The organism is Micromonospora sp. NPDC049204 (assembly GCF_040647935.1).
Lineage (GTDB): Bacteria > Actinomycetota > Actinomycetes > Mycobacteriales > Micromonosporaceae > Micromonospora.
On the sequence record NZ_JBEZDC010000025.1, the window covers coordinates 1 to 18,707 of the forward strand.

The 18,707-nt window shown below is 70.1% G+C and carries 18 protein-coding genes; 5 read left to right on the forward strand and 13 right to left on the reverse strand.

Features of this window, described 5'->3' with window-relative positions:
• A partial coding sequence (locus AB0A90_RS32325; protein WP_357255320.1) for an alpha-L-arabinofuranosidase C-terminal domain-containing protein occupies positions 1-1,347 on the forward strand: 1,347 nt, incomplete at its 5' end.
• Between the two features lie 172 nt (positions 1,348-1,519).
• On the opposite strand, the gene AB0A90_RS32330 is transcribed toward AB0A90_RS32325, so the two are convergent.
• The 6 genes from AB0A90_RS32330 to AB0A90_RS32355 all read right to left on the reverse strand — a co-directional run bounded on the left by AB0A90_RS32330 (position 1,520) and on the right by AB0A90_RS32355 (position 8,543).
• On the reverse strand, positions 1,520-3,043 hold the full coding sequence (locus tag AB0A90_RS32330) for an aldehyde dehydrogenase (NADP(+)) (RefSeq protein ID WP_357255474.1): 1,524 nt from the start codon (positions 3,041-3,043) through the stop codon (positions 1,520-1,522).
• Positions 3,044-3,045: 2 nt separating this feature from the next.
• Entirely contained in the window at positions 3,046-4,257 is a 1,212-nt protein-coding gene (locus AB0A90_RS32335) for a fumarylacetoacetate hydrolase family protein (RefSeq protein WP_357255323.1), read from the reverse strand.
• Complete coding sequence (locus AB0A90_RS32340; protein ID WP_357255326.1) at positions 4,254-5,438, reverse strand: mandelate racemase/muconate lactonizing enzyme family protein; 1,185 nt, start codon at positions 5,436-5,438, stop codon at positions 4,254-4,256. The genes AB0A90_RS32335 and AB0A90_RS32340 overlap by 4 nt, the downstream gene beginning before the upstream one ends.
• A gap of 8 nt (positions 5,439-5,446) precedes the next feature.
• Positions 5,447-6,277 (reverse strand): carbohydrate ABC transporter permease, encoded by an 831-nt coding sequence (locus AB0A90_RS32345; RefSeq protein WP_355033267.1) that lies wholly within the window; start codon positions 6,275-6,277, stop codon positions 5,447-5,449.
• Positions 6,274-7,221: a sugar ABC transporter permease gene (locus AB0A90_RS32350; RefSeq protein ID WP_357255329.1), complete on the reverse strand. Its 948-nt coding sequence runs from the start codon at positions 7,219-7,221 to the stop codon at positions 6,274-6,276. The genes AB0A90_RS32345 and AB0A90_RS32350 overlap by 4 nt, the downstream gene beginning before the upstream one ends.
• Before the next feature lie 74 nt (positions 7,222-7,295).
• Positions 7,296-8,543, reverse strand: coding sequence for a sugar ABC transporter substrate-binding protein (locus AB0A90_RS32355; RefSeq protein ID WP_357255334.1), 1,248 nt, complete (start codon positions 8,541-8,543; stop codon positions 7,296-7,298).
• 164 nt (positions 8,544-8,707) lie between these two features.
• Between AB0A90_RS32355 and AB0A90_RS32360 the strand changes: the two genes are divergently transcribed.
• Positions 8,708-9,508: an IclR family transcriptional regulator gene (locus AB0A90_RS32360; protein ID WP_357255336.1), complete on the forward strand. Its 801-nt coding sequence runs from the start codon at positions 8,708-8,710 to the stop codon at positions 9,506-9,508.
• A gap of 34 nt (positions 9,509-9,542) precedes the next feature.
• On the opposite strand, the gene AB0A90_RS32365 is transcribed toward AB0A90_RS32360, so the two are convergent.
• Complete coding sequence (locus AB0A90_RS32365; RefSeq protein WP_357255339.1) at positions 9,543-10,028, reverse strand: GNAT family N-acetyltransferase; 486 nt, start codon at positions 10,026-10,028, stop codon at positions 9,543-9,545.
• A gap of 276 nt (positions 10,029-10,304) precedes the next feature.
• On the opposite strand from AB0A90_RS32365, the gene AB0A90_RS32370 reads away from it, so the two are divergent.
• Complete coding sequence (locus AB0A90_RS32370; RefSeq protein WP_357255342.1) at positions 10,305-11,363, forward strand: hypothetical protein; 1,059 nt, start codon at positions 10,305-10,307, stop codon at positions 11,361-11,363.
• A 52-nt stretch (positions 11,364-11,415) separates the two neighbouring features.
• Here AB0A90_RS32370 and AB0A90_RS32375 read toward each other — a convergent pair whose 3' ends face one another.
• Both AB0A90_RS32375 and AB0A90_RS32380 read right to left on the reverse strand, forming a co-directional pair.
• Positions 11,416-11,634, reverse strand: coding sequence for a hypothetical protein (locus AB0A90_RS32375; RefSeq protein ID WP_357255345.1), 219 nt, complete (start codon positions 11,632-11,634; stop codon positions 11,416-11,418).
• Positions 11,635-11,711: 77 nt separating this feature from the next.
• Positions 11,712-12,008: a chorismate mutase gene (locus AB0A90_RS32380; RefSeq protein ID WP_357255348.1), complete on the reverse strand. Its 297-nt coding sequence runs from the start codon at positions 12,006-12,008 to the stop codon at positions 11,712-11,714.
• A 100-nt stretch (positions 12,009-12,108) separates the two neighbouring features.
• On the opposite strand from AB0A90_RS32380, the gene AB0A90_RS32385 reads away from it, so the two are divergent.
• Positions 12,109-12,711 (forward strand): methyltransferase domain-containing protein, encoded by a 603-nt coding sequence (locus AB0A90_RS32385; RefSeq protein ID WP_357255351.1) that lies wholly within the window; start codon positions 12,109-12,111, stop codon positions 12,709-12,711.
• 40 nt (positions 12,712-12,751) lie between these two features.
• Here AB0A90_RS32385 and AB0A90_RS32390 read toward each other — a convergent pair whose 3' ends face one another.
• Both AB0A90_RS32390 and wrbA read right to left on the reverse strand, forming a co-directional pair.
• Positions 12,752-13,480, reverse strand: a complete 729-nt coding sequence (locus tag AB0A90_RS32390; protein WP_357255354.1) for a tetratricopeptide repeat protein — start codon at positions 13,478-13,480, stop codon at positions 12,752-12,754.
• 160 nt (positions 13,481-13,640) lie between these two features.
• Entirely contained in the window at positions 13,641-14,240 is a 600-nt protein-coding gene (wrbA, locus tag AB0A90_RS32395) for an NAD(P)H:quinone oxidoreductase (protein ID WP_357255357.1), read from the reverse strand.
• Positions 14,241-14,461: 221 nt separating this feature from the next.
• Here wrbA and AB0A90_RS32400 point away from each other — a divergent pair, with 221 nt between their 5' ends.
• On the forward strand, positions 14,462-15,406 hold the full coding sequence (locus AB0A90_RS32400) for an acyltransferase domain-containing protein (protein WP_357255360.1): 945 nt from the start codon (positions 14,462-14,464) through the stop codon (positions 15,404-15,406).
• A gap of 20 nt (positions 15,407-15,426) precedes the next feature.
• On the opposite strand, the gene AB0A90_RS32405 is transcribed toward AB0A90_RS32400, so the two are convergent.
• Together AB0A90_RS32405 and rph are read right to left on the reverse strand one after the other, a co-directional pair.
• Entirely contained in the window at positions 15,427-15,759 is a 333-nt protein-coding gene (locus AB0A90_RS32405; RefSeq protein ID WP_357255363.1) for a VOC family protein, read from the reverse strand.
• Positions 15,760-15,781: 22 nt separating this feature from the next.
• Positions 15,782-18,379, reverse strand: coding sequence for a rifamycin-inactivating phosphotransferase (gene rph, locus AB0A90_RS32410; RefSeq protein WP_357255366.1), 2,598 nt, complete (start codon positions 18,377-18,379; stop codon positions 15,782-15,784).
• Between the last annotated feature and the right edge of the window lie 328 nt (positions 18,380-18,707).

Consider the following 18,707-nt stretch of genomic DNA (forward strand, 5'->3'; position numbering starts at 1 on the left):
GTGGTGGGGGCGCCCCGGGACCCCTCCCGGGTTCCAAACTTCTACCCCCCCCCCGGGGGGGTGGAGGGGGTGGGGCGGGACAACAGGCCCCGGCCCCGACTCGACCTCGCCTGGCACAGCCTGGAGACCAACGCATTCGGGCTCGACGAGTTCATGCGCTGGCTCGGCCAGGCCGACCTCGAACCGATCATGGCGGTCAACCTCGGCACCCGCGGCACCGCCGAGGCGGTCGACCTGCTCGAGTACGCCAATCACCGCGGCGGCAGCCACCTCGCCGACCAGCGGCGCGCCAACGGCACGGACGACCCGTACGGCATCCGGCTGTGGTGCCTGGGCAACGAGATGGACGGCCCGTGGCAGGTGGGCCAGCGCAGCGCGACCGAGTACGGCCGCCTGGCGGCACAGACCGCGAAGGCCATGCGCCGTTTCGATCCCGAACTCGAACTCGTGGCCTGCGGCTCGTCCCACCTCGGCATGCCCACGTTCGGTAGCTGGGAACGCGACGTGCTCACCGAGGCGTACGACGACGTCGACCTGATCTCGCTGCACGCCTACTACCAGCCGGTCGACGACGACCTGCCCAGCTTCCTCGCCTCCGGCGAGGACATGGACAGATACATCGACGCCGTCACGGCCATCGCCGACTCGGTCGGGGCGATCCGCCGGTCGACCAAGAAGATCATGATCGCGTTCGACGAGTGGAACGTCTGGTACCAGTCCGCCACCCCGTCGACCCCACCGAGCGGTGACGACTGGCCGGTCGCGCCGCGGCTGTTGGAGGATCACTACAGCGTGGCCGACGCCGTCGTCGTCGGTGGCCTGCTGATCAGCCTGCTCCGCCACAGCGACCGGGTGACGGCGGCGTGCCAGGCCCAACTGGTGAACGTCATCGCACCGATCATGACCGAACCGGGCGGCTCAGCCTGGCGGCAGACCATCTTCCACCCCTTCGCCCGCACCGCCCGGCACGCCCGGGGAGCGGTGCTCGACGTGCTCCGCGACGGCAGCACGACGACCACCGACCGCTACGGTGAGGTGGCCGCGGTCGACGCGGTCTCCACCTGGGACGACGACAGCGGCGAGATCAGCGTGTTCCTCGTCAACCGCGTCACCGACACTCCGGCCGAGGTGACCGTCGACGTCAGCGGCGCCCACCTGACCGGGATCATCGAGTGCGTCACCGTCGGCGGCACCGACCTGGCCGCCAAGAACACCGCCGACGGTCCGGACCACGGCGCACCGCGACCCAACGACACCGCGCGACAGGCCGATGCCGCAGTTCGGCTGACGCTTCCGCCCGCGTCCTGGACCATGCTGCGGATGCGGGCCACGGAAGCAACCCCGTAACCGCCCTGAGCGGGAAGCGCCCGGCCGCCAGGGGTGGCGGCCGGGCCTTTACCCCGCGATCTTGCACTTTCTGTCCCGACATAAGGGTCACATGCCCCCGAATCAACGACAGAAACTGCAAGATCGGCGCACTCCTCGAGCGCGGGGTGGGCTGCGGCACAGCGCGCCGGTCCTAGCGGCGCGAGGGTTTCACGGGTGGCTCCAGCTCTCCGTTGACTCGGCGGGGAATGGCGGTGCAGCCGTCCTGTAGTTCCTCGGGAAGGATCCAGGCCGGGGCGTCCTGCCAGGCCAGCGGGCGCAGGAAACGCCGGATCGAGGTGGCGCCGACGGAGGTGTGCACGGCGTTTGTCGAGGGCCAGGGTCCGCCGTGGTGCTGGGCCCACGAAACCCGGACGCCGGTGGGATAGCCGTCGAAGACGATGCGACCCGACCGACCGGCGAACAGCTCGACCAGCCGGCGTACGACAGCGGCGTCGTCGTCCGGCGCGCTGTGGATGGACCCGGTCAGCGACGGTGGAACGGCCGCCAGCGCCGCGTCCAACTCGGCGACGTCGTCGTAGCGCACCACGACCAGGAGCGGGCCGAAGCACTCGTCGGTGATCTCGGCGGTGAGGCCCGACAGATCGACCTCCAGGAGCGTCGGCGCGACGCGGAAACCCGCCTCGGCGTCGATCCGCGCTCGCGCCGAGACCCGGGCGCCGGCCTGCTCGAAGGCCGCCGCCTGCTGCTCGTACGCGGCCCGGATGCGGTCGTTCAGCATGACCGCACCGCCGGTGGCGGCGACCTTCTCGCGCAGCGCGTCGACCAGGCGCGCGCCGCTCGGATCGGACGGGACGAACGCCAGACCGGGCTTCGTGCACAGCTGGCCGCCCGAGTTGGTGAAGGAGGCGAACAGTCCCTCGGCGATCTGCTCGCCCCGGTCGGCGGCCGCGCCGGGCAGGACGACGATCGGGTTCACGCTGCTCAGCTCGGCGTAGAGGGGAATGGGATCGGGTCGCTCGTCGATGGCCGCCTGGATGCCGCGGGCGGCCCCGACGGAGCCCGTCAACGCGGCGGCGCGGATCGCGGGGTGGCGTACCAGCGAGCGGCCGGCCTGCTCGCCGTACACGGTCGCGATCACACCGTCGGGCCCGCCCAGGTCGCGGACGGCCGCCGCGATGGCCTCGGCCGAGGCGTGTGAGGTCAACGGGTGCGACGGGTGGGCCTTCAGGACCGTGGGACAGCCGGCGGCGAGCGCGGCCGCGGTGTCACCTCCCGCGACCGAGAAGGCGAACGGGAAGTTGCTGGCGCCGAAGACGGCGACCGGCCCGAGGGGTACGAGCATCCGCCGCAGGTCCGGGCCGCGTCCGAGCGGTGTGTCGGCGGCGTGGTCGATGGCGGCCTCGACGTAGCCCCCGTCGCGCAGCACGTCGCCGAACATCCGGAACTGGACCGCCGCCCGGGTGAGTTCCCCGTCGAGTCGCGCGTTGCCGAGGCCGGTCTCCGCCTCCGCCGTCGCCACCAGGTCGCCGCGATGGGACTCCAGGGACGCGGCGATGACGTCCAGCAGGTCCGCTCGGCCGAGTCTGCCCAGGCCGGACAACCACTGCGTGGCGTTGACCGCCTGGCTGGTGATCGCTTCCAGCCGCGGCCCGTCGGTCTCGCGGAGATCCGTCGTACGAGTGTGACCGTCGCGCGGGTCGACCGTGCTGACCATGTTCACAGCAGTCCTCTCCTCACCAGATTGCCCATCAGATCCCGGACGCCGAACTGCCAGGGCTCACACTCCTGGGCGTGTCGCACCCGGTTGACCAGGGTGCCCAGAGCCGGGCAGCCGATCCGTACCACATCATCGATCTTGTGGGTGAAGCCCTCGTCGGGGCGGTCCCGGTCCTGGGTGGGCGCGAACATCGTGCCGAGCATCAGGGCGGCGCCGTCGGGATAGCGGTGGTGCGGCCCGATCAACTGCCGCACCAGTTCCGCCGGGTCGCGCGACATCCGCGTCATCTCCGAGACCGCCTCCAGGTGGAAGCCGTCCACGCCCTCGATGTCCAGGCTCACCTCAAGCTCGCGCACCCGGTCCAGGTCGAACCGTTCGTCGAACAGCCGGATCAGGGGACCGAGGGCGCACGAGGCGTTGTTGTCCTTCGCCAGGGGAAGCAGAAGTGCCGAGCGGCCCTCGACGTCCCGCAGGTTCACGTCGTTGCCGAGGGTGGCGCCGACGATCCGGCCGCTGGACTGGATGATCAGCGTGACCTCGGGTTCCGGGTTGTTCCAGGTCGACGAGGCGAGCACCCCCACCGGGACGGCGGTGCCGACGGCGGAGAGGACCTGGCCCTTGGTGAAGATCTCCGCGTCCGGCCCGATCCCCACCTCCAGGTACTGGCTCCAGATGCCCTCGGCGACGAGCAGGCTCTTGAGCCGGTCGGCCTCGGCCGAACCCGGGGTCAGGCTGTGCAGGTCGGCACCGATGTCGGCGAGCATTCGTTGCCGGATGTCCGCCGCGAGCGCCAGGTCTCCACGGGCCCGTTCCTCGATGACGCGCTCGATGAGCGAGACGGCGAAGGTCACGCCGGCGGCCTTGAGCGCCTGAAGGTCGACCGGGGCGAGCAACCAGGGTCGGCTGTGGTCGCGGGTCGTGGCCGCCGTGTTGGCGAGTATCTCGCCGAAGTCGCCCAGCCGCGGCCCGTCGAGCCCGGCCACCGTCGCGGCGGGGTCGGGCAGCTCGCAGATGTCCCGGACGGTGGGGAACCGCTGGCTGAGGTCGATGACCTGACCGTCTCGGACGGTCACGGGTGACGGGCCGTCGCCGGCCGGATCCCAGATCCGGCCGATGAGGACACTGTCGTCGACGTCGTCGGGCAGCGCCTCGGCGGCGGTCCCGAACCAGTCCGCGCCGTCGGGCTGTCGCCGGGGCTGGGGCACCGTCATGAGCCGCTCTCCAGGTTGAAGAAGGACCGCTCGTCTCGCGGACGGATGTCGTACACGGCGTCCTGGAACATGCGCAGCGGGTGCGGTGTGAACGGGTGCCGCTCGATCGCGGCGAGATCCAACTCGATGCCGAGTCCGACGATGCCGGTCGGGATGAGCACGTCGCCGTCGGCGGTCAGCACCAGCCGTTCGTTGGTGATCTCGGGTCGCCACGGCACGTCCGTCGCCATGATCTCCAGGTAGCGGAAGCTGGGCAGTGTCGCACCGAGTTGCAGCGTGGCGGCCGTACTGAGGGGGCCGCTCGGGTTGTGCGGCGCGAACCCCACGTAACTTGTCGCCGCGAGCGTCGCGATGAAGGCCAGCTCGGCGATCCCGCCGGCATGGGTCACATCGGGTTGGACGAAGTCGACGGCCTGCCGGGCGAGGGCGGGCGCGAAGCCCTGGCGGCCGTACCACCGCTCCCCCGCCGCGATGGGCACCGGCGACGCGCGGCGGATGTCCACAAGCGCATCGAGGTTGTCCGGCGGGCACGGCTCCTCGAACCACACCGGGTCGAACTGGGCGATCTCCTTCGCGACCTTGATCGCGTGGCGGACGTCGAAGCGACCGTGGCCCTCGACGAACAGCTCGACGTCCCGGCCCACCGCGCCCCGGACAGCGTCGATCTGGGCGAGCACCCGATCCAACTGCGCGGTGGTGATGGTCAGGTCGTAGTTCTCGAACGGATCCCACTTGAGGCCGCGGAAGCCGGACTCCACAGTCCGGCGCGCCGCCGCCGCGTAGTCCTCCGGCGTGACGGCACCGGAGAACCAGCCGTTGGCGTACGCGCGCACCCGGTCCCGGGTCGCACCGCCGAGGAGCCGCGAGACGGGGACGCCGAGGTCGCGCGCCGAGATGTCCCACAGGGCCATCTCCAGCGAGCTCAACGCGGTCATGATGACCGGCCCGCCACGCCAGTACCAGTCCCGCGCCAGGTCGTAGAGGATCTTCGAGATGCGTGTGGGGTCCAGGCCCACGACCGCCTCGGCCAGCTCGGCGATGGCCCCCTGGACGGCCCGTTCCTTGCCCTCCAGGGTGGCCTCACCGAGCCCGATGATCCCCGCGTCGGTGTGCACGCGCACGATGACGAGGTTCGTACGGTAGAAGTCGACGACGAGCGTGTCGATGGAGACGATCTTCATTCTTCGGCTCAACCCTTCACCGCGCCGGCGGTCATGCCGGACACCACGTACTTCTGCACCAGCAGGTAGAAGGCGACGGCGGGCAGCGTGAACAGGAATGCGACGGCCATCACCGTCTGGATCGGCGTACCCAGCTCACCGATGAAGTTCGCGATGCCCACGGAGGCCGGTTGCAGGTCCGGGTTGAAGATGAACGTCACCGCGAACACGTACTCGTTCCAGGCGTGGAAGAAGGCGATGACCGCGGTCGCCGCGATCGACGGCGCGATCAGCGGAACGTTGATCCGGGTCAGGGTGGTGAAGGGCCGCGCGCCGTCGGCGCGCGCCGCCTCCTCCAGCTCCTTCGGGATGCCGTCGATCGCCCCCTTGAGGATCAGCGCCACGATCGGCAGGACGAACGCCGAGTTCACCAGGATGAGACCGGTCAGCGAGTCGAGCAACTCGAATCGGCGGAACAGCGCGAACAGCGGCACGACCATGAGCGCCTCGGGAAGCATCTGCGTGAACAGCAGCACGACGGTCAGCACGGCCTTGCCCCCGAACGAGAACCGGGACAGCGCATAACCGAGCGGGATGCCCAGGCCGACCGAGAGGACCATCGTGCCCACGGCGATGATCAGGCTGTTCAGCAGCCACCCGGCTGCCTTGCCCTCGGCCAGCGCGTCGACGAACACCCCGAACTGGCCGAGGTCCGGCGTGAGGCGGGGCTGGTCGGCGAAGAGGTCGCTGTTGCTCGACAGCGCCGTGACGAACATCCAGTACAGCGGGAACACCGCGACACCGAGTACGACGAGCACGGCGACGATCCGTGCGGTGACACCGAAACGGAAGCGCCTCATCGGGCGTGCTCCTTCTCCACGGCACGGGCGACCAGTCGGCTGCCGATGACGACGATGAGTGAGATGACGACGCCGACCATCCCGATGGCCGCCGCCGATCCGAGTTCCTTCGAGTCGAACGCCTGCGAGTAGAGGTCGATGACGAGCGTCTCGGTGGCGCCGACCGGCCCACCCTTGGTCATCAACCAGATCAGCTCGAACCGCCGCAGCGACCAGATCGTCATGAGCAGCGCCAGGAGCCCCACGGTGGGCTTGATGACCTGCCAGGTGACGGCCCGGAAGGTGGCCCATCGCCCCGCGCCGTCCACGGTCGCGGCCTCGTTGAGGTCCTGCGGGACGGACTGCAACGCGGAGAGCAGCACCACCGAGGTGAACGGGAACAGCTGCCAGATGGTCGTGGCGAGCACCGCCGGCAGCGCGTAGCGCGAGCTGTCCAGGATCGCGCCGCCCGGCACACCAAGTCCCACCGCGTCGAGGAACCGGTTCACGATCCCGTACTGGGCGTTGAGCATCCAGGTGGCGATGAGCGCGACCGCGATGCCAGGAGCGGCCCACGGGACGGTGATCAGCGCCCGCGCCACACCGCGGCCCCGGAACTTCCCGTTGAGCAGGAGCGCGACGCCGAGCCCGGCGCCGATCGCGACGACGACGCAGGTGATCACGTAGACGACGGTGATCAGCAGGGTGTGGCGGAATTCCGGATCGCCGAAGATCCGGTTGAAGTTGTCGAACCCGACCCACTCGCTTCTGGTCGGGTTGAGCAGTCTCGTCCGGGTGAAGCTGAGGTACACCTCCTGGACGAGAGGCACCGCCTGGAAGACGAGGATGAACAGTGCGGCGGGTGCCAGGAACAGGTACGGCGTCCACTTGCTCCCCAGTGGGCTGGGTCGACGCCGCGCTCGGGGTGTTGTCTTCGGTGCTCCGGTCTGCTCGACCACAGTCATCGGGTTCGATCCTTCTGAGGAAGGACGCTGCCGGCGCATGTCCGTCGCGCCGGCAGCGTCGCCGTGTCGAGCGGTCAGCGGACCAGGTCGGTCGCCTGCTGCTGGGCGCGGTCCAGTGCCGACTTCAGGTCGGTCTTACCCTGTAGGGCCGCGACCACGTTCTGCACGACCACCTTGCGGATGTCCGGCGTCTTGGCTTCGAACCCGAGGACGATCTGCGGAAGGCTGGTCTCGGTGAGCCCGTCGAAGACGGGCAGGAACGGGGTCGCCTTGAGCGTCTCCGGGCTGCGCTGCGTGGTGGTGGCGACGCTGCTCGCGCCGAGGATCTCCTGCAACTTGACCTGGTTCTGCGGCTCCAGCGCCCACGTGATGAAGGTGCCGGCCTCGTCCTTGCCCTCGCTCGCCTCGTTGATCACGATCGGCGCGAGGATCGCGCCCTGCTTGCGGACCGGGAACGGGATGGGCGCGACGCTGAAGTTCAGCTTGGCGTTCTGGCCGCGCGTGGCGGTCACGTACCCCCCGTTGTTCAGCTCCATCCCGACCTTGCCCTCGGCGAACATCCGCCGGAACGTCGCCGCGTCCGCGCCGCGCGGGATCACGTTCGCGTCGTACAGGTCCTTGAACGCCTGGAGGCCCTTGAGGTTCTCCGGCGAGTTGATCGTCAGGTTCTTGCCGTCGGACCACGCGCCGCCGAAGCCGTAGACGTAGTTGAAGATGTCCTGCCACACGCCGGCCTCCTCGGCCTCCGTCTGGCGGAACGCCAGGCCGAAGACGTCGCCCTTGGTCAGCGACTTCGCGGTGGAGGTGAACTGCTCGTACGTCGTCGGCGGAGTCGGGATCAGGTCCGCGTTGTAGAACATCGCGTAGTTCGACGCCTCGAAGATGACGCCGTGCCGGACACCGTCGTGGACCATGAACTGGTCCGGCTGCTTGAGCAGGTCGTACTTGCCGGCGTCGATCACCTTGTCCAGTGGTGCGACCAGACCGGCGTCCGAGGCGGCCTCGAACTCGGGCATGTCGAAACGGACCAGGTCGGGCCCCTTGCCACTGCCCATCTGCGTGAGCACCGTCTGACCGAAGGTCGGGTACGGGACCGCGGCGGCGGTGACCTGGACCTTGGTCTGGCTCTGGTTGAACTCGTCGAGCCACTTGGTCAGCAGAGGCCCGCGGCCCGGGTCGCCGAAGGTCGAGGCGGCGAACGTCAGTTTGGTGACGCCGTCGCCCGAATCGCCGTCGGAGCCACAGCCGGTCAGAAGAGCGGCGACCACGCCGAGGGCACATGTCGCCCTGGCGATGCCGAAGCGAGCGCGCTGGTTACCCATCGTTACTCCAGTGTTACGAGTCAGAGTCTTCGGGATGAAATTGCAACGATCGTAGCGCCATGCGCAACGGTGTCAAGTGGCGGTTGCGCATGGCGTCGTCTACATTGCACATATTGCAACGCTAGCGACGGGCTCCCCGTCGCTTCGAGGGGGAAGGCACAGCCTTGGCGCAATCGATTCGCCGTGCGATCGACCTCATCCGTCGATCGGCGGAGCACCCGCTGTCGCTCACCGAGGCGGCGGACGTGCTCGGCGTGCACAAGTCCACGGCCCTGCGGATCCTGCAGACGCTGGAATCCGCGCGCTTCGTCCGCCGGACCGGCGCGGGCACCTACGTGCTCGGTAGCGGACTGATCGAGCTGTCGGAGCTCGCGCTCGGCTCGATGGACCTGCGTCAGTTCGCGGCCGCGCACCTACGCGCACTCCAGCGCGAGACCAGCCACACCGTGCACCTGGCACAGCTGACCGGCGACGAGATCATCTACATCGACAAGGTCGACAGTCCGGCGTTCGATGCCGTCAAGCTGCCCTCACGGGTGGGGCGGGCCGTGTCGATCTACGCGAGCGCCGTCGGCAAGACGATCCTGGCGTACCTGCCGTCCGAGGAACGCGACCGCCTGCTCTCCCCCGTCGTCTTCGAGAGATTCACCGACACCACCTTCGCCGACCACGAGTCTCTCGAAGCCGAACTCGTGCGGATTCGTGAGAACGGCTGGGCCACGGACAACGGCGAGCACGACGCCTACGTGATGTGCGTCGCCGCGCCGATCAGGGACTCCCGGGGCCAGGTCATCGCCGCCGTCTCGATCACGGCGATCGAGGTCATCGCCAACCTCGACCAACTGAGGAGCAACCTGCCGCGCCTGCTGGAGACCGCGAACCAGATCTCGCGCGAACTTGGCTACACACCGCCGTCCGTCCCGAGCCCGGCCGCGCCGGAGGACGGCCGATCGATCGACGAGTGAGCCATGGACAACCGCTGGCGTCGGACCGCGTCGGTCAGCGTCCGGTCGACCCGGGCGCGGTCCACCACCACGTCTCGAGCAGCTTCGACTCCCCCAGCCCGTTCACCCTCTCGACCAGGGCGTCGTCGCCGCGGACGTATCCGGCGGACCGGGCGACCCCCTGCGAGGGCACATTGCCCCGCACGATGGCGAGGCGCAGCCGGGAAAGACCGAGCTCTTCGTGGCAGAACTCGGTCATCCGGCGCAGCGACCGCGACGCCAGACCCTGACCACGATGCGCCGGGCCGACGGCGTACCCCAGGACACCGCCTGCCACGTGCAGGGCGACGAGGCCGAGCGGCTCCCCGCCGTCGCGCGTCACGGCCAGGTCGACGATGCGCTGCGTGCGACGCCGCCGGATCCTGGCCAGGAAGGCATCCGCGTCGAACGGAGAGGGAATGTCGGTGTTCGCGGCCACGTCGGCCGCGTCGAAGAGCCCGCGAAGGTACGGCAGATCGGAGTCGGCCCATTCCCGTAACACCACCTCCTCCCCGGTCAGCAGGAGAGGAGAACCGGTCGGATCGACGGCGGACGAAATTGTCGATGCGCAGGTCACACGACATCCTGGCACGGGTGCGACCGCATCCGGCAACGGGTCGGCTCCGTCGATGACTCCGCGCGAGCTTTCGCCAGTGGTGTCTCTTTCCAGCACTGCGTAGAGGTCGCCGACGATGCGGAGGCTCGCCGACAGTGGGATCTTGTACGGGTGATGGAGGCCGCGCGACGTGAACTCGAACGGGCACGACGCTCCTCGGCCGTGTGGCACGAGCTTCGCTACGAGCGCGGCACCGACGCCGACGGCCAGGCCTGCGACACGAATGCGGGCCGGCGGGCGAGCGTGTTGTGGGCACTGCAGTACGGCCGCCGGGCCACGGACCTTCCGCTGGTGCGGTGGCTGGCCAGGCAGGAGGCCCAGTGTCGACGCGAGGCGCCGTTTCAGGGCCTGACTGACGAGACCGAACTGGCCGGCTTTCTGCTCGCAGAGCATCACCAGGTGGAGGACGTGTGGCTGCACTGGGAACTCAAGCGGGCCAACTTCGACACCTGGTGCGGCTACGACGGTGAGCACCTGTTCGCCGCCGGCGCGCCGACCACCGTTGCCTACGTGCGGGACAGCGGGCACGCCGAGCGGGACGACGTGCTGGCGTACCTGTTGGACGAGGAGGGCCAGCCGTGGCTCTCCGAGGAAACGCTTGCGGAATGGTGGCGCGGGAAACGATCGTTCTTCCCGGGTGACCCGGCCGCCGAGGACCCGCTCACCTGGATCACACGCGCCAAAATGGTCGGTGATCAGGGGCTGGCACGCGAGTGGTTGGACCGGTGGGCGGTGGACCGGCCTCGGGACAAGGCCACACTGAGCCGGCTGCGATATGAGTTGGCCGATCTTGGGGCGTTCACTGAGGCCGCTTCGGCACAGCGGGAGAGCCTGGTGTTCGTCGACAACGCCTGGGATGCGGCGTCGGCCTGGCAGTCCCTTGCCGGGCTGGAACGCCAGGCCGGCAACCACGGCGCCGCCTGGGAGGCGTTACGTGAGTGTCGCCGAGCCCTGCACGACGTGTCCGGCTGGACCGAGGTCGGCCTGGGTCGCATGTATGTGGAGGAGCTTTTCCTCCTGGCCGGTTCCGCCGGCGCCGAGCTTGCCGCCGTGGTGTTCGCCGAGGCCGACCGGCAGGCGCGCCAGGTCCCCCGGTTGCCCCTGGTGGTGCTGCGAGTCGCCGCCGAGGCGGCGGACCGGGTCGGTGACCAGGATGCGGCGAGGCTCTACCGGCGACTGCGCGATGCCGAACAGCGGCGCATCGACGGCGAGCGGGGTTGAGGCCGGACACCCCGCGCCCTCGTGCGGGAGCCGGTGGCGCCGCTGTGGAGGGTCACGCGGGGCCGCGTTCTCTCCGACCCGCTCGGCCGAGGTCTGGCGACCGCTTGAGCAGGACGACACCGCCCACGACGAAGATGATGCTGAGGACCAGCCCGGTGACGTTGCCCTGGGCCAGGGTCGCGAAGAGGCCCAGCAGGCCCACGATGACCGCCACCCCGCCGACAAGCCGCATGAAGTAGCCGCCGACGGACTTGACTCGTTCATTCGCCATGGTGATTCTGTGCCCGACGGGCCGGCGCCACAAACACGGGTCGCCGTGGCCTGCACCAAACCTCGCGGCCGGAGCGCTCAGGCGCCGTTGAGCCGATGGTGTTCGTCGGTCTCCATGTCGATGAAGGCCTGGATCATGCCGCGGTAGATCCGCTCGATCAAGTCCGGGTCCGCGCCGGCGTCGTCCGCCAGCGTGCGGACCCGGGCCACCACCTGTGCCACCCGGTCCGGGGCACGGACCGCCTGCCTGTCGCTCTTGAGCGGGGCCGCCCGCCGGACCAGGGCCTCCCGGCGGGCGAGCAGCCCGACGAGCGCCGCGTCCAACTCGTCGATCTGGGCGCGGATGTCGGTGAGCGCCGATGCGGTGTCTGTCATGCCGGAGATCGTCGCACGGTGGGGCCGGCTGCTCGGACCGTCGACATCCGAGCCCGCTCGCCGCTGCGTGGCGACGCCCGGGCCTCGTATAGTCCCGACGGTGCAGAGCGAGACGGTTCGGCAGGCGTACGGGTCCATCGCAGGTCTCTACATCGACCTGTTCGGCACGACCCGAAAGATGAATCCCGAAGACCCGGCCTTCATCGGTCGACACCTGGCCGGTCATCTCGGCCCGGTGCTCGACCTGGGCTGCGGCCCTGGCCACCTCACCGGTTACCTCCGTTCGCTGGGCGTCGACGTCAGGGGGATCGACCTGGTCCCCGAGTTCGTCACCCATGCGCGGGCCGCCTACCCGGACGTCGAGTTCCACCTCGGGTCGTTCGAACACCTCGATGTCGCCACCGGCTCCGTCGACGGCATCCTGGCCTGGTACTCGCTGATCCACCTGCCGCCGGAGGAGTTCGACGGCGTACTCGGTGAGTTCCGCCGGGCAATGGCCCCGGGCGGAAGGCTGGTGCTGGGGTTCTTCGACGCCGACGAGGTCGGTCCCTTCGCGCACAAGGTGGTGACCGCCTACCGTTGGCCACCCGACGAGGTCTCCGAGCGACTCCGCCGGGCCGGCTTCCGAGAGGTCGAACGCGTACAGCGGCCCAGGGAAGGCAGTCAGCGGCCACACGCCGCCATGGCGGCGGTCGCGGAGTAGCGGCGAGCCGGGGCCGTCCGCGCCATGGGTGCCGATCGCGTCAGTCGGCGTCCTCGACGAATGCCGCACGCGGTTCGAGATGCTGGCCCCGCGCGTACTGCGCGGCGAAGCCGGTCGCGCCGAGCGCCTCGACCGCGGCCGCCCGCACGGCGGCCAGGTCGGCCGCGTCATCGGGATCGGGCACCTGGCCCAGCGCCGCGAACGCGGCGTCCGTGACGGCCACCATTCGACCGGCCCGCGCGTGGTCACCGTTGGCCGAGGCGAGCGCGGCGCCCGCCAGGCAGACGTACGGGACGAACTCCGCCCAATCCTCGCGGAAAACCCTCTCCCGACTCGCGGCGAACAACGCCCGCGCCGCGTCGAGGTTGCCGAGACCCAACTCGCAGAACCCGAGGTTGTGGGTCTCCGAGTTGACGAGCTTGGGCTGGCCCAGGGCCTCGTTCAGCGCGATGCTCTCCCGGTAGAGCTGCCGAGCCCGGGTCAGGTCGCCGGACATCCGGGCCACCGCGGCCAGCACGTGGCGGGGCCGCTCCTCCAGACTCCGGTCGCCGGAGCGAAGGGCGACCGCGAGCGCTTCTTGGGCGCGCGCCTCCCCGCCCGGGAGGTCACCGCCACGGATGGCGACCCGGGCGAGGCTGTACCGGGCCTCCACCTCGCCCGACGGATCGCCGGCCGCCCGTGCCCTGTCGATCTCGGCCTCGCTCATGCGCACCACCGCGTCGGTCTCGCCCCGGCGGAAGGCCGCGCGAACGTCGTCGCTGAAACCCACCTCTGTCGTCCCCTCCGCTCCCCCACCAATGATCACGTGGAAGGCCGCAGCCATCGCCCCCGTGGCGGTCGAGCAGACCTGGGCCGGTTTCCACAGCCGGGAAACCGGCCCCAGGTCTGTCGCTCGTGTTCGCTCGGCCCGGTCAAGGCCTCGCGCGCGGTCAGGCGGCGAGCTTGCCGGCGATCGTGACCACCCGCTGAGCCAGGTGGTCGAGGGCGTTGAGCTGCGCGTCACCCAGCGGCGCGTCGTTGCTTCCGCCGGTGACGTGCGAGACGCCGTACGGGTTGCCGTCGGCGAACTTCACCGGGTCGGTGTAGCCGGGGGCGGCGACCAGGCCGCCGAAGTGGTGGATCGTGTTGTAGAGCGCCAGGAGCGTCGACTCCTGCCCACCGTGGGCGGTCATGGTTGCGGTGAAGCCGGCGTACACCTTGTCGGCCAGCAGGCCCTGCCCCCACTGCGGGCCGAGGGTGTCGATGAACTGCTTGAGCTGGCTGGCGACGTTGCCGAACCGGGTGGGGGTGCCGAACAGCACCGCGTCGGCCCAGACGACGTCGTCGGCGGTCGCCTTCGCCTCGTTCTTCGTGGCGTCGAAGTGCTGGCTCCAGGCGGCGTTGGAGGCGATGGCCTCCTGCGGGGCAAGCTCCGGAACCTGGCGCAGCCGTACCTCGGCGCCGGCCTTCTCGCCGGCCTCGGCGAGCCGCTTGGCCATGGCGTGGATGGTGCCGGTCGAGGAGTAGTAGATGACGGCGAGCTTGGTCATCGGAGGGGTCCTTTCGTCGAAGTAGTTGCTGGCGATAAATTTGCGGCAGCAACAATCTGACTCTAGCAACAGCGGCGAGCGGCTGCCACCGGGGCCGTGAGCGCGGCTCGGAAACCGACAAACGGTGCTGCGGGGCGCAGAACCACCGAGGGATTGGTGATGCCCCGGACCGGGACAGCTCACACCGGACCGGACGTGCCATCGCCGGTACGATCGGCCGCGTGGATCTGGACGCCATCGCCGACCGGCTCGGGGTGCCCGTCGAGGACATCGACCGCGTACACCGCCTGGCGGACGGCAGGCCGTCGACTCCGCTACCCGCCAAGGCCGACGCGCCCGCGATCCTCGACCGGCTCCAGGTACGGCCGGACGACGCCGCCGAGGTCATGGCGGGCTGGCCCGATCCCGACTCACCTCTGTGGACCGCCGAGCTGCGCTGGCTGCTCGACCGCTCGACCGCTCTGGTCCTCGCCGATCTCGGGGGCCACGGCTGGCTGCCGCCCGGCCCGGAGCTGCCGCGCGACCGAGGCCCCGCCTGGCGGCACCTCTACGTGTACGCGTACCTGGCCCTGGTCGACCGCGTCCGGAGCTACCACCGCGACCACGGCATCACCGACGAGGTGTCCTGGGCAACCCTCGCGGACCTGGGCCGCAACCTCGCGATCGACAGGCGGATGCACCGCGAGGGTTGGCCGGTCATGCAGAGCTGGCTGACGCTGCACGCGCGCGGCGGCCTCTACGAGTTGGGCCGATTGCAGTACCAGCGCGGCGGCACCGCCATCGACCTGCACATCCCCGAGGCGGGGCCGCTCACCCCGGAGGCCGTCGACGCATCGCTCGACGAGGCCCGCGCGTTCTTCCCACGCCACTTTCCCGACGAGCACTACACCGCGTTCGCCTGCGGCTCCTGGCTGCTGGATCCGCAGTTGCGGGAGTACCTGCCCGCGGATTCCAACATCATCAAGTTCCAGCAGCGCTTCGAGTTGGACCCCTACGAGGAACCGGAAGGGGTGGACGCCGATGTCGAGGTGCGGCGATTCGCGTTCCGCACCCTGACCACACCGCTCGACGAGTTGCCGCGCGGCACCGTGCTCCAGCGTGCGATCGTCGACCACCTGAAGGCCGGCCGGCACTGGCGCTGGCGCCGGGGCCGATTCCCGACCTAGGACGACGGTCGCGTGGCACCTCAGTCGAGGTCGAACTCGTTGCCCTCCACGTCCTGCATCACGAGGCAGGACTCGTTGTCCTCGTCGGCGGTCAGCAGCCGCACGCGGGTCGCACCGAGCGCGACCAGTCGCGTGCATTCGGCCTCCAACGCGGCCAGTCGCTCATCACCCACGAGCCCGGTGCCGACCCGCACGTCGAGGTGCAGCCGATTCTTGACGACCTTGCCTTCGGGCACACGCTGGAAGAACAGACGCGGTCCCACCCCGGTGGGATCGGCGCAGGCGAACGCCGAACCCCGTTGCTCAGGCGGCCGGGCCGACTCGAAATCGTCCCAGGTGGCGAAGCCCTCCACCCGCCGGCGGGCGACCGCTCAGTCAGGGCAGTATCTCGACGTAGCCGTCGCTGCCGTGGACGCGGATCCGCTGTCCGTCGGGGATCAGCCGGGTGGCGTCCACCACGCTGACGACGGCCGGCAGGCCGTACTCCCGGGCGATCACCGCGCCGTGTGTCATCGATCCGCCGACCTCCGTCACCAGGCCTGCGATGCCGACGAAGAGCGGCGTCCAGCTCGGATCCGTGTGCGCCGTGACGAGGATGTCACCCGGTTCGAGGTGAGCCTGTGCCAGGTCGAGGATGACGCGGGCGCGCCCTTCGACGGTCCCGGCGGAGACCGGTAGGCCGACCAGAGCACCGGCCGGCACGTCGTCGCGTCGGTACGCCCCGTTGATGGCGTCGCCCTCGGAGGTCAACACCCGGGGCGGCGTGAGCCCCTGGTACGACCGGAACGCGTCCTTGCGTCGCTGGATCAGCGTGTCGTCCACCCGGTTCGCGCGCACGACGTCGTGCAACTCCTGGAACGTCAGGTAGAAGGCGTCCTCCCGTTCGCGGAGCACGTTGGCCCGCACGAGGCGCTCGGCCTCTCCGAGCAGGGCCTGCTTGTAGAGGAAGTAGCGGCTGATGATGCCGTACTTCGGGTACTCCCGGTAGCCGATGAAGGTCCGGACCCGGTCGATCATGCGCTCGGTCTCGTCGGCCTTCTGCTCCCCGTCCGGCAGTGCCCGCAGGCGCGTCAACACCTCGTGCGCCTTGCGCTGCGCCTCCTGCTGCCCCTGATCGAAGCGCCGCCGGGCGGCACCCGGCGCGAAGTTCGCGACGTTGTCGAGGAGCACGGGCAGGAGCGTGGCGGGTCGCTCGCGCCACCGCGGTCTCGTGATGTCGATCTCGCCGACGCAGCGCATGCCGTACCGGTCGAGGTAGGCCTCGATGGCGTCGCGCGCCTCGGCCCCACCCGCGATCTTCGGCAGCTCGTCCAGGAAGCCGTCGTCCTCGACGCCCCGCAGGAACGCCACCACCTCCGGATGCGGACGGATCACGTCCGCGACGTCGAGCAGCGCGAGCCCCATCTCCGACGTGACGTTGCCGGGGGCGGACAGCGTGAGGGTGTCGGCGGCGTTCGTCTCGCCGAGCCACTCCCCCAGTCGGTCGTTGAGCCACCAGGTGGCCTGCATCCCCGCCATGATCGCCTGCATGCTCAACGGATCACCGAGATCCCGCTTGTGCTGCGCGAAGGCCTCCAGCAGGAAGTCGAACAGCGCTGGTCCGGCCAACGGGGCGATGTCGCGTCGCAGGGCGGCGATGGACGCCTCGCTGCGCTCGATCAGTTGGGTGACGATGGCCGGATCGGTCTCGATCGGGGTGGGCGCGGCACCGCCCGGCGGCCCAACGGGGCCGCTGTCCGGCAGCGCCGGGACGAAGCCGGGGCGGTCGAGGACGGTCTGCAGCGCGTCCCGGGTCAACGGATCGGTCCGGCCGGCCATCTCCAGGAAGCGGGCGCGGCTCGCCGGCGCGGCCAGCATCCGGGTCGCGTCGACGAAGAGTCTGCCGCCGGCCTCGTGCATCGGCGCCATGGCCGTCAGCTGCCACATGGAGAGACCCAGTGGCCGCATGGCGTCGGTCATCATCTGCTGGTGGCCGACGGAGAGGTAGACGTGGTTCTCCGGGTCGTGGGCCGTGGGGATGGGGAAGAGCGTGGTGATCGGCCGGCTCTGCACGATCTGGAAGTCATCGTCGACCAGGCACCACTCGATGTCCTGCGGGCAGCCGAACCGCGCCTCGATCTGTCGCCCGAGTCGCACGAGCCGGACGACCTGCGCGTCCGTCAGCGCCGGCTGCTCCCGCCGCGGCGAGTCGATCACCACCTCGTGCGTTCCGCCACCGGGGAGGGCGTGCACGGCGAGCTGTTTTGCGGCGACCGCCCGGCCGACGACCACACCGTCACGCACCGTGAAGACGTCCGGGTTCACCCGGCCGGAGACCAGGGCCTCGCCGAGGCCGAAGCTGGCGTCCACGGTGGCGACCTTGCGGTTGCCGGTGACGGGGTCGGCCGTGAACAGGACGCCCGCCGACCGCGGGAAGACCATCTGCTGTACGACCACGGCCATGCCGACCTTCCGGTGGTCGATACCGTTGCGGAGGCGGTAGGTCACGGCCCGCTCGGTGAACAGCGACGCCCAGCACCGGCTGACGTGGGCCAGGACCGCCGCCGGACCCACGACGTTCAGGTAGGTGTCCTGCTGGCCCGCGAAGGAGGCCGTCGGCAGGTCCTCCGCTGTCGCGCTGGACCGTACGGCGTAGGCGGACTGCTCGCCGCGCACGAGGAGCGCGCGGGTGATCGCGGCCGCGACATCGCCCGGGATGGCGGCCCCCTCGATGCGCTGGCGGACCTCGGCGCTGAGCGCGCGGATCGCCTCCCGGTCCTCCGGACCCGGGCGCGACAGCCGGTCGAGCAGATCGCCGATCGCCGGCCCTTCCGTCACCACCCGCCGGAAGGCGGCCGTCGTGACGCAGAAGCCGGCCGGCACGCGGAGGCCGTCGATCCGGAACAGCCCGCCCAGGTTCGCGCCCTTGCCGCCGACGAGTGCGACCTGGGTCTGGTCCACCTCTCGAAGATCTACGACGTACTGCTCGATCATCGCCCCACCTCTCCGGCAGCCGCGCTCCGGCGCACCGCTGACCCCACCCGCGGATCGCGGTGGACCCGCCCCCCGTACAACGACCACACACCCACGTCCCGCCCCCGATTTGTCGTCGCCGCCGCGTCCGGCCGCCGATTCTGCGGCACGACCCGGGTCTTGCCGCAAGCCCCCCGGTACGGTATAAGTTAGAAGTGGCAGGGAGTCTGATCTCCCTGCCTTTTGTTGTACTCGCCCGTCGCAGACCCAGGGTCCCGGGCCACACCAACACAGCCATCGACGCCGGGCCGTCGACCGCGAATGCACAACGCCTCGCCGTTCACGAAGA

Coding starts and splice junctions, on each gene's coding strand:
- AB0A90_RS32330 (WP_357255474.1), bottom strand. CDS start 3,043: ATGGTCAGCACGGTCGACCCGCGCGACGGTCACACTCGTACGACGGAT.
- AB0A90_RS32335 (WP_357255323.1), bottom strand. CDS start 4,257: ATGACGGTGCCCCAGCCCCGGCGACAGCCCGACGGCGCGGACTGGTTC.
- AB0A90_RS32340 (WP_357255326.1), bottom strand. CDS start 5,438: ATGAAGATCGTCTCCATCGACACGCTCGTCGTCGACTTCTACCGTACG.
- AB0A90_RS32345 (WP_355033267.1), bottom strand. CDS start 6,277: ATGAGGCGCTTCCGTTTCGGTGTCACCGCACGGATCGTCGCCGTGCTC.
- AB0A90_RS32350 (WP_357255329.1), bottom strand. CDS start 7,221: ATGACTGTGGTCGAGCAGACCGGAGCACCGAAGACAACACCCCGAGCG.
- AB0A90_RS32355 (WP_357255334.1), bottom strand. CDS start 8,543: ATGGGTAACCAGCGCGCTCGCTTCGGCATCGCCAGGGCGACATGTGCC.
- AB0A90_RS32375 (WP_357255345.1), bottom strand. CDS start 11,634: ATGGCGAATGAACGAGTCAAGTCCGTCGGCGGCTACTTCATGCGGCTT.
- AB0A90_RS32380 (WP_357255348.1), bottom strand. CDS start 12,008: ATGACAGACACCGCATCGGCGCTCACCGACATCCGCGCCCAGATCGAC.
- wrbA (WP_357255357.1), bottom strand. CDS start 14,240: ATGACCAAGCTCGCCGTCATCTACTACTCCTCGACCGGCACCATCCAC.
- rph (WP_357255366.1), bottom strand. CDS start 18,379: ATGATCGAGCAGTACGTCGTAGATCTTCGAGAGGTGGACCAGACCCAG.